This window comes from Rhodanobacter sp. ANJX3 (genome assembly GCF_014200755.1).
GTDB lineage: Bacteria > Pseudomonadota > Gammaproteobacteria > Xanthomonadales > Rhodanobacteraceae > Rhodanobacter.
Genome location: NZ_JACHCM010000003.1, coordinates 616,186 through 631,275 on the forward strand (window position 1 = coordinate 616,186; position 15,090 = coordinate 631,275).

13 protein-coding genes are annotated in these 15,090 nt (G+C 64.2%); 5 read left to right on the forward strand and 8 right to left on the reverse strand.

Annotated features, from left to right (window positions below; translation table 11 throughout):
• Nucleotides 1–56 precede the first annotated feature (56 nt).
• From kdpB to HDE76_RS11275, 4 genes are all read right to left on the reverse strand, one after another.
• Nucleotides 57–2,144: a potassium-transporting ATPase subunit KdpB gene (kdpB, locus tag HDE76_RS11260; RefSeq protein WP_184507467.1), complete on the reverse strand. Its 2,088-nt coding sequence runs from the start codon at nucleotides 2,142–2,144 to the stop codon at nucleotides 57–59.
• Nucleotides 2,145–2,180: 36 nt separating this feature from the next.
• Nucleotides 2,181–3,983: a potassium-transporting ATPase subunit KdpA gene (gene kdpA / locus HDE76_RS11265; protein WP_184507470.1), complete on the reverse strand. Its 1,803-nt coding sequence runs from the start codon at nucleotides 3,981–3,983 to the stop codon at nucleotides 2,181–2,183.
• Complete coding sequence (gene kdpF / locus HDE76_RS11270; RefSeq protein WP_179477788.1) at nucleotides 3,980–4,072, reverse strand: K(+)-transporting ATPase subunit F; 93 nt, start codon at nucleotides 4,070–4,072, stop codon at nucleotides 3,980–3,982. The genes kdpA and kdpF overlap by 4 nt, the downstream gene beginning before the upstream one ends.
• Before the next feature lie 87 nt (nucleotides 4,073–4,159).
• A complete protein-coding gene (locus HDE76_RS11275) occupies nucleotides 4,160–4,300 on the reverse strand; it encodes a hypothetical protein (protein ID WP_184507473.1) in 141 nt (46 codons plus the stop codon).
• 157 nt (nucleotides 4,301–4,457) lie between these two features.
• Between HDE76_RS11275 and HDE76_RS11280 the strand changes: the two genes are divergently transcribed.
• Nucleotides 4,458–5,459 carry a polyprenyl synthetase family protein gene (locus HDE76_RS11280; RefSeq protein WP_184507476.1) on the forward strand — a complete coding sequence of 334 codons (1,002 nt, stop codon included), beginning with the start codon at nucleotides 4,458–4,460 and terminating at the stop codon, nucleotides 5,457–5,459.
• Nucleotides 5,460–5,629: 170 nt separating this feature from the next.
• Here the strand turns inward: HDE76_RS11280 and HDE76_RS11285 are convergent, their stop codons facing one another.
• From HDE76_RS11285 to ubiH, 4 genes are all read right to left on the reverse strand, one after another.
• Nucleotides 5,630–6,838 (reverse strand): DUF2252 family protein, encoded by a 1,209-nt coding sequence (locus tag HDE76_RS11285; RefSeq protein ID WP_184507478.1) that lies wholly within the window; start codon nucleotides 6,836–6,838, stop codon nucleotides 5,630–5,632.
• A 43-nt stretch (nucleotides 6,839–6,881) separates the two neighbouring features.
• The gene (locus HDE76_RS11290; protein WP_184507481.1) at nucleotides 6,882–7,676 is read right to left on the reverse strand and encodes a dienelactone hydrolase family protein; all 795 of its coding nucleotides are present in this window, start codon (nucleotides 7,674–7,676) and stop codon (nucleotides 6,882–6,884) included.
• A gap of 73 nt (nucleotides 7,677–7,749) precedes the next feature.
• A complete protein-coding gene (locus tag HDE76_RS11295; RefSeq protein WP_184507484.1) occupies nucleotides 7,750–8,961 on the reverse strand; it encodes a UbiH/UbiF/VisC/COQ6 family ubiquinone biosynthesis hydroxylase in 1,212 nt (403 codons plus the stop codon).
• Nucleotides 8,958–10,187 (reverse strand): 2-octaprenyl-6-methoxyphenyl hydroxylase, encoded by a 1,230-nt coding sequence (gene ubiH / locus HDE76_RS11300; RefSeq protein WP_184507487.1) that lies wholly within the window; start codon nucleotides 10,185–10,187, stop codon nucleotides 8,958–8,960. Before ubiH ends, HDE76_RS11295 begins: the two co-directional genes overlap by 4 nt.
• A gap of 96 nt (nucleotides 10,188–10,283) precedes the next feature.
• On the opposite strand from ubiH, the gene HDE76_RS11305 reads away from it, so the two are divergent.
• The 4 genes from HDE76_RS11305 (at nucleotide 10,284) to lptD (ending at nucleotide 15,052) form a co-directional block, all read left to right on the forward strand.
• Nucleotides 10,284–10,889, forward strand: a complete 606-nt coding sequence (locus tag HDE76_RS11305; protein ID WP_179477794.1) for a hypothetical protein — start codon at nucleotides 10,284–10,286, stop codon at nucleotides 10,887–10,889.
• A gap of 1 nt (nucleotide 10,890) precedes the next feature.
• Nucleotides 10,891–11,463, forward strand: a complete 573-nt coding sequence (locus HDE76_RS11310) for a cob(I)yrinic acid a,c-diamide adenosyltransferase (protein WP_184507489.1) — start codon at nucleotides 10,891–10,893, stop codon at nucleotides 11,461–11,463.
• 29 nt (nucleotides 11,464–11,492) lie between these two features.
• Complete coding sequence (locus HDE76_RS11315) at nucleotides 11,493–12,416, forward strand: histone deacetylase family protein (RefSeq protein WP_184507784.1); 924 nt, start codon at nucleotides 11,493–11,495, stop codon at nucleotides 12,414–12,416.
• A gap of 197 nt (nucleotides 12,417–12,613) precedes the next feature.
• The gene (gene lptD, locus HDE76_RS11320; RefSeq protein ID WP_184507492.1) at nucleotides 12,614–15,052 is read left to right on the forward strand and encodes an LPS assembly protein LptD; all 2,439 of its coding nucleotides are present in this window, start codon (nucleotides 12,614–12,616) and stop codon (nucleotides 15,050–15,052) included.
• The last annotated feature ends 38 nt before the right edge of the window (nucleotides 15,053–15,090 follow it).

Sequence of the window (15,090 nt, forward strand, 5' to 3'; positions counted from 1 at the left end):
GTAAGTCGTCATGTCAACTCAGGCATGACGGTGAAAATGCATCAGGCCAGCTATGCTCAGGCGAATCCGCAAACGACGAGCAGCATGTCGATGATCTTGATGCCGATGAAAGGCACCACGATGCCGCCCAGGCCGTAGACCAGCAGATTGCGCCGCAGCAGCGCGCCTGCGCCCAGCGCGCGATATTTCACGCCCTTCAGCGCCAGCGGGATCAGAAAAATGATGATCAGCGCGTTGAAGATCACCGCCGACAGAATCGCGCTCTGTGGCGTGGCCAGATGCATCACGTTCAGCGCGTTGAGCGCGGGATACGTGGTGGCAAATGCCGCCGGAATGATCGCGAAATACTTGGCGATATCGTTGGAGATCGAGAACGTGGTCAGCGCGCCGCGGGTGATCAGCATCTGCTTGCCGATGGCCACCACTTCGATCAGCTTGGTCGGGTTCGAATCCAGGTCGACCATGTTGCCGGCTTCTTTCGCCGCCTGCGTACCGGTGTTCATCGCCACCGCCACGTCGGCCTGCGCCAGCGCGGGAGCATCGTTGGTGCCGTCGCCGCACATCGCGACCAGGCGGTTTTCGGCCTGCATGTCGCGGATCAGCTTCAGCTTCGCTTCCGGCGTGGCTTCGGCGAGGAAATCATCGACGCCGGCTTCGGCCGCGATGGCCGCGGCCGTGAGCGGATTGTCGCCGGTGATCATGATGGTTTTGATGCCCATCTTGCGCATCTCGGCGAAGCGCTCCTTGATGCCGACCTTGACGATGTCCTTCAGCTCGATCACGCCGAGCGCGCGCGCGCCTTCGGTGACGATCAGCGGCGTGGCACCGCGACGGGCGATGTCCTCGGCCATGCGCTTGACCAGCGGCGGCAGGTGGCTGCTCTGTGCTTCCAGATGACGCTCGACCGCGTCCAGCGCACCTTTGCGGATCTGGCGCGAGCCGATATCGACGCCGCTCATACGCGTCTGCGCGGTGAACGGCACGAACTGCGCTTCACCCTCGGCCAGCTGCGGCTCGCTCAGACCATGCTTCTCCTTGGCCAGCACGATCACGCTGCGGCCTTCCGGCGTTTCGTCCGCCAGCGAAGCCAGCTGCGCGGCTTCGGCCACCACGTGATCGGCAATGCCAGGCGCCGGATGAAACTGCACGGCCTGACGGTTGCCCAGCGTGATGGTGCCGGTCTTGTCCAGCAGCAGCACGTCGACGTCCCCGGCCGCCTCCACGGCGCGACCGGAGGTGGCGATGACATTGGCGCGGATCATCCGGTCCATGCCGGCGATGCCGATGGCCGACAGCAGCGCGCCAATGGTGGTGGGAATCAGGCACACCAGCAGCGCGATCAGCACGGTCAGCGTGATCGGATTGCCGGCGCCGGCCACTTTCACGCTGTAGATCGAATACGGCAGCAGCGTGGAGCACGCAAGCAGAAAGATCAGGGTGAACTTGGCCAGCAGAATCGTCAGCGCGATTTCGTTCGGCGTCTTGCGACGCTTGGAACCTTCCACCATCGCGATCATGCGATCGAGAAAGCTCTCGCCCGGGTTACTGGTGATGCGCACCACCACCCAGTCGGACAGCACCTTGGTGCCGCCGGTGACGGCGCTGCGGTCGCCGCCGGATTCGCGGATCACCGGCGCAGACTCGCCGGTGATCGCGCTTTCGTCGACGCTGGCCGCGCCAACCACTACTTCACCGTCGCCGGGAATCTGATCGCCCGCCATCACCAGCACAAAGTTGCCGGTGCGCAGTTCGCTCGATGGCGTCATCGTGATCGCAGCGTTGCGATCGGCGCTGGCCAGCTTGTTGGCGATCACGTCCTTGCGCGAACTGCGCAGCGCGTCGGCCTGGGCCTTGCCGCGACCTTCGGCCAGCGCTTCGGCAAAGTTGGCAAACAGCAGGGTGAACCACAGCCACAGGCTGACCCAGAAGATGAAGGCCGTCGGCGCCTCGCCGTGACCGGCCAGCGCCTGCACCCACAGCAGGGTGGTCAGCACGCTGCAAACGAACACCACGAACATCACCGGGTTGCGGAACTGCAGCCGCGGCGACAGCTTGCGGAATGAATCTCCGAGCGCGGCAATCACCAGCGCGCGGTTGAAGTTGCTGACGGGCGCATTGCCCATCGTTTCAGTATGCGAAGTCATGCAATCAGTGTCCCGATAAGATCGATGGCGAGTGCATCAGTGGGCGGACATCAGGTATTCGGCGATCGGCCCCAGGGCCAGCGCCGGCAGAAAGGTCAGCGCGCCGATCACGATCACCACGCAAGCCAGCAGCGTGACGAACAGCGGCGTATGCGTCGGCAAGGTGCCGGCCGTGGCGGGCACATGACGCTTGGCCGCCAGCGCGCCGGCCATCGCCAGCATCGCGATGATCAGCGGGAACCGCGCGAGGAACATGCAGATGCCCAGCAGCACGTTCCAGAACGGCGTGTTGGCCGACAAACCACCAAACGCGCTGCCGTTGTTGTTGGAGGCCGAACTCACCGCATAAAGCATTTCGGTGAAGCCGTGCGCGCCGGGGTTGGCCACACCGGCAAAGCCGGCCGGCACCATCACCGCGATCGCCGTGCCGATCACCACCAGGGCGCACGGCAGCAGCACGGCGAGGCTGGCCATTTTCATCTCGTAGGCTTCGATCTTCTTGCCGAGGTATTCCGGCGTACGGCCGACCATCAGTCCGGCAATGAACACGGCGACCACCGCGAAGGCGAGCATGCCGTACAACCCACAGCCGACGCCGCCGAAGATCACCTCGCCCAACTGCATCAGCCACATCGGAATCAACCCGCCCAACGGCGTGAACGAGTCATGCATCGCATTGACCGAGCCGTTCGACGCCGCGGTGGTCGCCGTCGCCCACAGGGTGGAATTGACGATACCGAAGCGCGTCTCCTTGCCTTCCATATTGCCGCCGGCCTGCAGCGCGGAGGCCGTCTGGTCGACATGCAGCGCGTTGAACGCGGGATTACCCGCCTGCTCGGCCACCGTGCAGGCGATCAGCAGCGGCACAAAGATCACCAGCATCACCGCCAGCAGTGCCCAGCCCTGGCGCTTGTCCTTCACCAGCTCGCCGAAGGTATAGCAGAGCGCGGCGGGAATCAGCAGGATCGACAGCAGCTCGAGGAAATTGCTGAAAGGTGTGGGGTTCTCATACGGATGCGCCGAGTTGACGTTGAAGAAGCCGCCGCCGTTGGTACCGAGCTGCTTGATCGCGATCTGCGAGGCGGCCGGGCCCATCGGCAGGGTTTGCGTCGAGACTTCAGTCGGCTTCATTACCGGGTTGCCGGCCTTGTCTTTCACCGCCGCGCCGGAAGCATCCAGCACCGGTTCGCTAACCGTCGTGGTCTGCACCACCGGCACGTCGACGTAGGACTTGAAGTTCTGCACCACGCCCTGCGACACCAGCAGCAGCGTCAGGACCAGCGACAGCGGCATCAGGATGTAAAGCGTGCTGCGCGTCATGTCGACCCAGAAATTGCCCAGGCCCAACGCGCTGCGCCGGCTGAAGCCGCGGATGATCGCAATCAGCACCGCGATACCCGTGGCGGCCGAGAGGAAATTCTGCACCGCCAGTCCGAGCATCTGGGTGAAGTAGCTCATCGTCGACTCGCCGCCGTAGCCCTGCCAGTTGGTATTGCTGGCAAAACTGATCGCCGTGTTGAGCGCCGAGTCGGGCGACACGGCGGCAAAGTGCTGCGGGTTGAGCGGCAGCCACTGCTGCAGGCGCTGCAGCGCATAGACCACCAGCAGGCCGAGGACATTGAACACCAGCACGGCCAGCGCATAGCGCTTCCAGCCCATGTCTTCGTCCTGGCGAATGCCGCAAAGTCGATAGATCAGCCGCTCCGCACCGCCGCCGAAACGCGTGAGGCGATTGGGGGTGTCGGAAAACACGCTGGCCATGTAGCCGCCCAGCGGCTTGACCAGCAGCAGCAGGATGACCAGGAAAAACCCGATCTGGACGAAGTCATTCGTGGTCATTCGAACCACTCCGGCTTGAGAAGAGCTACGCAGAGGTAGCCGGTCAGCGCCACAGCGATCAGCCCGGCGAGGACATAGAGGACATTCATGAGAGGGAACTCAGTAACGTTGCTGAAGAAGCCGTGTCGATCGAGGCAACGGCGGAGGCGTTTCGGCGGGGTTTGTCCCGTTCACGATTACTTGCGCGGACTGAGTCGGTCGCAGATCAGCAACAGACCCAGGGTGGCTGCGCACAGCACGATCAGCAGCAGCAGGTAGACGAAATCCATCGGCGCAGGCTCGGTAAAGTAAGGAGCGCACTGTAGGAATTGGCGCATAAGAAAGGGGTATCGATTCGGCGCCGGGGCGTAAACAAGCCGTAAAGTTTTTCGCAAGAGCCTGCTGGGCGGGGCTCGCCGGTGCGCGCGGCGTCGTGTCTCGGCGTAATTACCTGTCGCACCCTATAATCGACGCACACGCCGATTTGAAGCCTTCATGAACTCGATGCCAGCCGACGCCAGCCGCCCCGCCGACTTCTCCCAAGTGCGTGCTCTCGCCGCTGCCGACATGCAGCGCGTCGACGCGCTGATCCGCCAGCGTTTGTCGTCCGACGTGGTGCTGATTAACCAGATTGCCGACCACATCATCGCCAGCGGCGGCAAACGCTTGCGCCCGATGTTGCACGTGCTGGCCGCCGGTGCCTCCGGCTACCGCGGCGATCAGCACACCAAGCTGGCGGCGATCATCGAGTTCATCCACACCTCGACCCTGCTGCACGACGACGTAGTCGACGAATCGGACCTGCGCCGCGGCCGCAAGACCGCCAACGCGCTGTGGGGCAATGCCGCCAGCGTGCTGGTCGGCGATTTTCTGTACTCGCGCTCGTTCCAGCTGATGGTGGAGCTGGACGACATGCGGATCATGCGCATCCTGGCCGACACCACCAACACCATCGCCGAAGGCGAGGTGCTGCAGCTGCTGAACATCGGCAATGCCGACGTCGACGAGGCCGCCTACCTGGCCGTGATCGAACGCAAGACCGCGGTGCTGTTCGCCGCCGCCACCGAACTGGGCGGCATTCTCGGCGGCCTGCCGGAAAAACAGATCGCCGCGCTGCGCGAGTACGGCATGCAGCTCGGCTACGCCTTCCAGATCGCCGACGACCTGCTCGACTACGTCTCCGATGCCGACACCTTGGGCAAAAACATCGGCGACGACCTGGCCGAAGGCAAGCCCACGCTGCCGGTCATCTACGCGCTGGAAAAATCCACCCCCGAGCAGGCGCAATCGTTGCGCCATGCCATCGAACACGGCGGCCTGGATTCGCTGGACCGCATCATCGCCGCCATCCGCGACTCCGGTGCGCTGGAACGCACGCATCAGCGCGCCGTCTTTCATTCCGATGCGGCCGGCGCCGCGCTGCAGGTGCTACCGGATTCAGCACATCGCGATGCGCTGCTGGCATTGGCGGCTTATGCGGTAGAACGCAAGAGCTGAGGTTGCGGGGAACGAGGAACGGGGAACGGGGAACGGGGAACGGTAAAGCGTTGCACGATCACGTTCTTCGCTCATGCAGTGCAGACGAATGGCGAAAAAATCGGGTAGGCAACTCAGGCGCAGCCTATCCGTCTGCCGCGAACTCGCACGTCCCCGTTCCCCGCTCTCCATCACCCCTGATCCAGCAACACATACTTGCGGCAATGCTCCAGGTATCCGCGCTCGTGTTCGGCGACCAGATCGACCACGCTGGACCATAGCCACGAGGGCGCATCGAGGGTCTTGGAGCGGTTGCGCTGCAGCTCCTTGCGCCAGGCGCGGCGGGTTTTGGCATCCATCTGACGGCAGTGCGCGTGACCGACCACGCTGGCGAGGAAGCGTGCGGCCTTGATGGCCTCCTCCTCGTCCAGATGCTCGATCTCCAGCTTCAAGTCCTGCGGCAGCAGCTCTCGAATGATGACTGGGATGTCCAGCAGCGTGGCGCTGCGCATGCGATCGCCGAGCGCCGGTGACAGATGCCGCGCGCCTTCCACCACGCGCCGTGCCTGGTCGCGCGGCATGACGGCGCGCGCCGCATGCGGTGCAGCAGCCTTGTTGGCTTGCTTGATATCGATCAGGCACAGATCGTCACCATTGACGTTGCCACCATCGACGTCGAGCAGCACTGCATAGCGGAGTTTGCCGAGCGAGCTGCAGCCCTTGCGCCAGTAAGCCGCGTCGAGCACCTTGATGCGCGAACCGTCGGCGCGGTGGTTGATCTGCGTGACCAATTCGTCCAGCGCCGGGGTACTGAATAGCTCTTCGATCGCCTTGCGCTCGTTTTTTGCGAGCGGCCAGAAGCGCTTGCCCAGCGGAATCTGCGGCGAGGGATCGTCGATGCGTTCGCGCGCCAGCTGCTTCCAGGTGCGCTTCATGGCCTTTTTCATCACCAGCTTCACCGCCTGCGGTTTTTCCGGATGCGGCTCGTCGTTCTCGGGGAACGCCGATTCGTAACCTTCCATCAAGGTCTCGATCATGCGCACCGTGGTGATGCCCGGCAGGTCCGAGCCGCGCGCCGCGGTGGCCAGCGACAGGCCGAGGCGGATCAGATCGTGCGCGGGATTGCCGATCACCGTCTGATCGAGGTCGCGAATCTGTACCTGCACACGGCCTTCGGTATCGGCCAGCGGGCCGAGATTGCCGAGATGGCAGTCGCCGCAGATCCAGACCGCGGGCCCCTGCGGAATCGACCAGCTGTGGTTCGCCTCCAGCCACTGATAAAACCGCACGGTGGCGCCGCGCACGTACGCGTGCGCCGACGCCGCCATCTTGGCGTTCTGCAGCGCGTGCAATACCGCTGCGCGATCTTCGACCCTTACTGCACCCTTGCTGGCTTTCATCAATGTTTCCGAAGAGTCGACCGAATGGTCGATGGAGTAAACGTTAGGGCTGGTTGGCGAACGATTCGCGCAGCCAGTCGTGCATCAGGCGGTAGCTGCGCTGCGCCACTTTTTCGTCGTAGCGGCAGCCGGCGGAATTCTCGCCTTTCTCGGTGAAGCAATGCACAGCGTGGCCAATCACCACAAACTGCCAGTCGGCCGGGCTGCCGCGCATCTCGTCCATGAACTTGTCGGCATCGGGCATCGTGCTCTTATCATCCGCACCGTTCATCGCCAGCACGCGTGCCTTGATGTTTTTGCCCAGCGCGGGATTGTCAGTCGTCAGGCCGCCGTGGAACGAGACGACCGCTTTGACATCGGCGCCGCTGCGCGCCAGGTCGAGCACGGCCGAACCGCCAAAGCAGAAACCGATGGCGGCCAGATTATTCAGATCGATCGGCGCACTGCCGGCCTGTGCCTTCAACTGCGCCAGCGCTTCGTTGATGCGCTTGCGCATGAGTTCGCGATTGCCGTACAGCGGCTTGACCGCGGCCATCGCCTGATCAGCGTTGCCCTGCGTGGGACGCACATTCGCGCCGTACATGTCGGTGAGCAGGATCACGTAATCCTTGCCGGCAATCATCTCGGCCTTTTGCACCGCCATGTCGTTGATGCCGTACCAGTTCGGCACCATCACGAGGCCCGGACGCTTGGCTTTGACCGCATCGTCATACACCAGCACGCTGTGGAAGCGGGTGCCGTCTTGGGTCCACTCAACCGGCTTGTTGACCATCTTGGCCTGAGTCGCCATGGCGACGGTGCAAAGGACGAGCGCGCAGCAAAGTCGAACGAGTCGCATGACGAAATCCTCGGTGCGTTGATGGAAAATATGTCGCTTCAAAACGGCGCTTGAGCGATGCGCCAAGCGCGGATCAGATTCCTGCTGCGTGATCGGCAATATGACGTTTGATGGGCGAAAGGGTGTCCAGCAGCCGAACGCCTAACCCCCGAGCAGCCACCAGCGGCGTCGACCGCCACGCATAGATACGTGCCAGCGCGTCAAGACCGAGTGCATCGAGCGTATCGGCGCTGCGTCGGCGGCGCGCGTATTGCTGCAGCACGTGTTGGGCGCCGATATCCCGACCGGCCTTACGGGCGGCGACGAGCGTGTCGCGCAGCTCGGCGACGTCGCGCAGACCAAGATTTACGCCCTGCCCCGCCAGCGGATGCACGGCGTGCGCCGCATCGCCTAGCAGCACGAACCGTTCGGCCTGATAGCTCCGGGCCAGCTGAAGCTTCAGCGGGAAAGCAGCGCGGGCGGACGTTTTGATGATACGGCCCAGTCGAAAATCGCTGGCGATACCCAGTTCGCCGAGAAAAGCGTCGTCGTCCAGCGCCAGCACGCGCCGCGCTTCATCTTCCGGCAGCGACCACACCAGCGAGCTGCGGCCGTCGGCAAGCGGCAGCAGGGCCAGCGGGCCGGTCGGCAGAAAGCGCTGCCACGCGGTATTTTCGTGCGGCCGTTCGGTCTGCAGGTGCGCGACCACGGCGCTTTGTCCATAGTCGCGACCGCGCGTGGCGATGCCTGCCAGTTGGCGCAGCGGCGAAGATGCGCCGTCGGCGGCAACCACCAGACCCGCGCTGAGCGCTTCGCCATCGGCGAGTTCGAGCTGGATACGATCCCCGCGCGCCTCGAAGGCCTGCACCTGGGCAGGGCAGAGCCGACGGACGCCGGCGGATTCCAAGGCCTGCCACAGCGCCCACTGCACCAGAGCGTTTTCGACGATGTAACCGAGCTGCTGGCGACCTTCGCGGGCCGCGTCGAAGGAAATCGACGCCCCGCTCTCGGCATCCCATACGTGCATGTGCGCATACGCACAGGCACGCGCTTTTCGAATAGAAGTCCAGACGTCCATATCGTCGAGGAGCTTGATCGACGATGCCGCGAGGCCGACCACGCGCAGATCGACCTCGTTCTGCACCTGCCAAAGCGCTGGCGCACGCGCCTCCAACAGCGCTGTGGCAAAACCCGCGCGAGCCAGGGTCAGCGCAGCGGCCGCGCCAACCATGCCGCCACCCACCACGGCCACATCGAGTGTCGGCGGACGGCGACGGGTTGAAAGATCCTGCACCGATGCACTCATGGCATCTGCTCCAGCACCGCGAGCGGCGGCTCGCCGCGAAAGCCCATGCCGCGCCTGGCCATGGCATCGCGCAGCGGCGGCAGGCGGTCGAATGCCAGCAGCGCCAGCGAGCGCAGCGGCGCGATCAGCGGCTGCGGCAGGCAGGCCAGACGCACCAGGCTATGGCTCATCGCGATCGTGCCTTCGCGATCCGGCGCGCGGCGTGCGGCGTAACGAGCCAGCACATCCGCCGCGCCGGGATCAGCCGCAGCGGCCGCCAGCTCGGCGAGGGTCAGCGCATCGCGCAAGCCGAGGTTGAATCCCTGCGCGCCGATCGGATGCACGGTCTGCGCGGCATTGCCCACCAGCACAGCGCGTGGTGCGGTCAGCGCTTGTGCCGCCAGCGCGCGAATCGCATACGGATGGCGCTTGCCCGGCCGGCTGAGCCGGCCTAACCGCCAGCCGAAGCGCTGCTGCGCGAAGGCGGCAAAGCCAGCGTCATCGAGCGCCGAGATGGCATCGGCCTCCGCCGCCGGTACGGTCACCACCAGCCCGCAACGGCGCTCGGCCAGCGGCAGCAGAGCCACCGGGCCGCTGTCGGCAAAACGTTCGTACGCGCGGTTGCGGTGCTCACGCTCGGGCGTGATGGTGCAGACGAACAGCGTCTGCTCATAATCGTGCCGCTCGGCGTCGATGCCCAAGCGGGTGCGTACGAAGGATTCCGTACCGTCGGCACCGACCAGCAACGACGTATCGACGCGCTGTACGCCGTCAGCCGTTTTGATGTCGGCACGCCAGCCATCGGCTATCGGCTCCAGCGCCACGAGGCTGGCCGGCGCCAGTCGCGTGAGCCGTGTGCACTCGTCCAGCCTGCGCAGCAGCGCAGCGCCGAGTTCGCGCGCAGGCAAGGTCCAACCCAGCGCGTCGACACCCTGCCGATGCGCGTCGATGCGCGCACTGCCGAATTCGCCGGAGCGGCTGACGTGGATGTGCTCGATCGGGGTGGCGCGCGCCGCGGCGTGTCGCCACACGCCGATGGCGTCGAGCCCGTTGACGGTGGCGCGGGCCAGCGCGAGATTGCGCTCGTCATAGCTGGGCTGCGCATCGATGCGCGGCGCCGCGGCCTCGACCAGAGTGGCGGCAACGCCCGCCGCATCCAGCGCAATGGCCAGACTGGCGCCGACCAGTCCGCCGCCGATGATCAGCACGCTGTTCCGGCTGCAAGAAGAAGACTGGGTGGCATTCATTCGCCGATGATACCCGTTCGACCGGACCGGATCGCGGCCGGTGGGCTAGACTATCGGCCTAACTCGACCCTATAAAACGATGCCACGGAGCAACGCATGGCCAAGACGCAGACCCAACGCCTGGGCATTTTGCTCGCCCTTGCCCTGGTGATGGCGGTTACCCGCATTCATCACTCTTTCCTGCATCACTTTGACGCACTGCCGGACGCGTCGTGGGGCGTGTTTTTCCTGGCCGGCGTCTGGCTGCGCGGTTCGGCGCGCTGGGCGTTTCCTCTGCTGATGATCGAGGCGGTGCTGGTCGACTACGTCGTCATCACGAATCAGGGCATGGATTTCTGGAGCCACTACTGCGTGTCGGTGGCTTACTGGTTCCTGATCCCGTCGTATTTCAGCCTGTGGCTGGGCGGCAGCGTTGTAGCCAAATATCAGCGCGGCCTGAGCCTTGCCACGCTGGGGACGGCCGCCGTCGCGCTGCTGGTCAGCGTGTCGGTGTGCTACCTGATTTCCAACGGCAGCTTCTTCTGGCTGAGCGCCAGCGTGCCCGCGGCGGCGCGCAACTTCAGCGGCTGGCTGGAAAACCTCGGCGACTGGTATCTGCCGTTCCTTGAAACCACCGCCGTGTGGGTTGGCCTGGGCGCCGTGATGCATGTACTGGCGGTTCAGCTGTCGCGCATGCGCCAGCGCGGCGCACAGCTGCACTGACGTGGGCAACCGCCTTTCCAAGATATACACCCGCACGGGCGACGACGGCAGCACGGGCCTGGGCGACGGCTCGCGCGTGCCGAAAGATTCCCTGCGCGTCACCGCATACGGCACGGTGGACGAACTCAACAGCACGATCGGCGTGGTGCTGGCCTGCGAAGGCGTCGACGACGCGGTGCGCGAGACGCTGACGCAGGTGCAGCACGAGCTGTTCGACCTCGGCGGCGAGTTGTGCATCCCCGGCATGGCGATGATCGACGATGCCGATATCGACCGGCTGGAAACAGTATTGGACGCTTTCAATGAGCCCTTGCCGGCGCTGAAGGATTTCATCCTGCCCGGCGGCGGCATGGCCGCGGCCACCTGCCATCTGGCGCGCACCGTGTGTCGGCGCGCCGAGCGCGATGTGGTGGCGTTGTCGCACGTCGAAGACGTTCGTCCGCAGGCGTCGCGCTATCTCAACCGGCTGTCCGATCTGCTGTTTGTGCTCTGCCGCGTGCTGGCGCGCGCCAGCGGCCATGGCGAGGTGCTGTGGCAGCACGAGCGCCGCCGCAAACCCGCCGCCGCGAACTGACCGACCCAAAGACCGACGAGCACCACGCCATGCTCCAGCTCTACACCCACGCCGACTGCCTGATGCACGATCCGGGTGCCGGTCACGCCGAGCGTCCGGCGCGACTGTCGGCCGTGCTGCACGCTCTAGATATGGACCGCTACGCCGCGCTCGACCGCATCGAAGCGCCGCTGGCCACGCGCGAACAGCTGCTGCGCGCGCACAGCGCCGAGTACGTGGACCGCATCTTCGCCGACGCGCCACGGGAAGGCGCACACCGGCTCGACGAAGACACGGTGATGTCGCCCGGCTCGCTGGACGCCGCGCTGCGGGCCGCCGGCGCGGTCGTTGCCGCGGTGGATGCCGTGATGAGCGGAAATCACGGGCAGCGCGCCTTCTGCGCCGTGCGTCCGCCCGGCCACCACGCCACCCGCGATCAGGCAATGGGCTTTTGCCTGTTCAACAGCGTTGCCGTCGCCGCCGCGCACGCGATCTCGGCGCACGGCCTAAAGCGTGTCGCCGTCGCCGATTTCGACGTACACCACGGCAACGGCACCCAGGCCATTTTCGAAGCGGACAAGCGCGTGCTGTTCGTTTCCAGTCACCAGTCGCCGCTTTACCCGGGCACCGGCTTCGAGAGCGAGCAAGGTGTCGGCAACATCGTCAACGGCACGCTGTCGGCCGGCGACGGCTCGCGCGAATTTCGCGAGCTCTGGAACGACCTGCTGCTGCCGCGGCTGAACGCGTTCAAGCCGCAGCTGATACTGGTGTCGGCCGGCTTCGACGCGCACCGCAGCGATCCCCTGGCCGATATCCGGCTCGGCCAGGACGACTATGTGTGGATTACCGAGCAGCTGGTGGCCCTCGCCCGCCGACACGCCGACGGCCGGCTGGTGTCCACGCTGGAAGGCGGCTACGACCTGGCTGCGCTGGCGGCCAGCGCCTCGGCGCATGTCGGGGCGTTGATGGACTGATCGCCACGTCGACATTGACCCGCTGCCCGGGCAGGGCATTCGACCAGGACGGCGCAGCAAACCAGCGGCCCCGTCGGCTCCCGGGCCGGCTCGGGCCTCACCAAGCTGAATCCGACCGCGGCCGCTCGAGGTATGCCTGCCGTACACGCGGTCTTTCTGTTAGCTTAACGAGCCTTCGAAGCCGACAGACTTTGCCCGTGACGCATAAGCTACCTCCGCGCCGCCTCCTGGCCGTCGCCGCCGCACTCGCCCTGATCGGTAACCAAGCCGAGGCCAAGGGTCAGCCTCGTCCTCAAACGTCGCTGGACGGGTCGGAGACGGTGTGCCCATTGGGCACCTTTCACTGCGCGCCGCGCCCCTACAACTACGCCATATGCCGGCCCAATGCGCTGCTGGATTTCTACGATCCGACGCTGGGCAAGGATCCGTCGCTACGCAACATCAGCAAAACCTACGTGAAGTCCGATCGGGTCGACAGCTCCAATCAGACCGTCTACCACCTGGAAGGCAATGTGATGCTGCAGCGTGCCGACCAGAAGCTGCAGGCGGACACGATCGATTACCACGACGACACCACCGACTACGACGCGCGCGGTAACGTGCGCTATCAGGAGGCCAGCCAGCTGATCGCCGGCAGCCACATGCGCGGTAACACCAACGACAGCCGCGGCATCGCCGACAACGTGCACTACCAAATGCTCGACGAGCGCGGCAACGGCGTGGCCAAGCAAGGCCAGATGTTCGACGACATGCACACACGCTACTCGATGGCGACGTACTCGACCTGCGACGTCGGGCACCACATCTGGGAGTTCCGCGGCAAGTCAATCACGATGGACAAGGTCAACGGTGTCGGCACCGCGCGCAATGCGACCATGCGCGTCGGCAATTTTCCGTTTATTTATCTGCCTTACTTCACTTTTCCGATCGATCATCGGCGCAAGAGCGGCTTTCTCGACCCGAAGCTGGGAAACACCAGCCGTTCGGGCTTCGAGATCAGCACGCCGTACTATTTCAACCTCGCGCCGAACTATGACGCCACGCTGGATCCGCGCTACTACAGTTCGCGCGGACCGATGCTGGCGGGCGAGTTTCGCTATCTGCTGCCCGGCAGCCATGCCAGCAATGGCCAGCTCAACGTCGAGTACGTACCCAACGACAGCGGCACCAGCGACGGCACGACCAATACCAACGGCCAGTCGCGTTACCTGATCGACTACAGCGACACCACCCACCTGTGGGACAACTGGAGCTTCGTGGGCTCGTACAATCATGCGTCGGACAGCGCGTATCTGTATGACTTCGGCAACGCCTTGTCGAGCACGGTGATCTATACCCTGGCGTCGAACGCGGCCATCGTCGGCGGCGGCACCTGGTGGAATGCCTCGTTCGGCGGATTGGTTTATCAAAACACCAACCCGTTCGCGACCGACGCGGTGAATCCGTACGACAAGCTGCCATACGCGACACTCAACCTGAATGTGCCGATCTCGCGCTGGCTGGAATTCGGCGCGAACAACGAATTCGACGACTTCCACAAGGCGAACTTCGTCGAAGGCGAGCGTCTCGATCTGTATCCCTACATCCAGGCCGACTTCGGTAATTCGGCCTGGTTCGTGCGGCCGAAAGTGGCCTATCGCTACACCGGTTACGATCTCAGCGGCGATTATCAGAATTACGGTTATTCGGGCCTGTTGAGCACCGGTGCAACGTCACCGTTCACGGACAAGTCGCCGAGCCGCGCGCTGCCGATCGTCAGCCTCGACAGCGGCCTGGTCTTCGATCGCAGCGTGTCGTTCTTCGGCGACAGTTACACCCAGACGCTGGAGCCGCGGGCCTACTACCTCTACGTGCCGTACCGCAATCAGGACAACCTGCCGCTGTTCGATACGTCGCTGACGTCGTTCGACTATTACCAGCTCTTCACGCCCAACCAGTTTGCCGGCGACGATCGCCAGATGAACGCGAACAACCTCACCGGCGCGCTGACCACCCGTCTGCTCGACGAAAACGGCGCGGAGAAATTTTCGGCCAGCTTCGGACAAATCCGGTATTTCACCCCGCAACGCGTGCAGATCCCGTACGGAGACAATACCGTTCCGGCAGCCACCAATTTCAACGGCTCCGATTACGTTGCGCAGATCGACATGCAACTAAACGACCGCTGGCGTGTCAATACGGCGTACCAGTGGAGCCCGAATACCCATCAAACCGACATGGCCGCCTTCGAGTTGCAGCATCGCCTGGGCAACGACGGCATATTGAATTTTTCCTACCACTATCGACGCGGGCTGCTGGATCAATACAGCGTCTCGGCGGTTTATCCGATATCCGCTTATTGGCGCCTGATCGGGTCATGGAGCTATGAGGAGCCGATCAAGGGTCTGGAAAATACGGCGACGGGAACGGTGGAGGCCCTGGCGGGCATCGAGTACGACAGCTGCTGCGTCACGCTGAGGCTGGTCGATCGCAACTACGTCAACCAGACCTACTACGGCACCGTGGCGGTGCCGACCGCCAGCAATACCAATCTTCGCGACAACGCCATCATGTTCGAAGTGGTGTTCAAGGGACTGGGTTCGACCGGCGGTCAAATCGATCCCACCTTGCGCCGTGATATTCTCGGCTATCAGTAATTGGCTGTTCTTCTCTTGTATCCACCCATGTTGTCAGC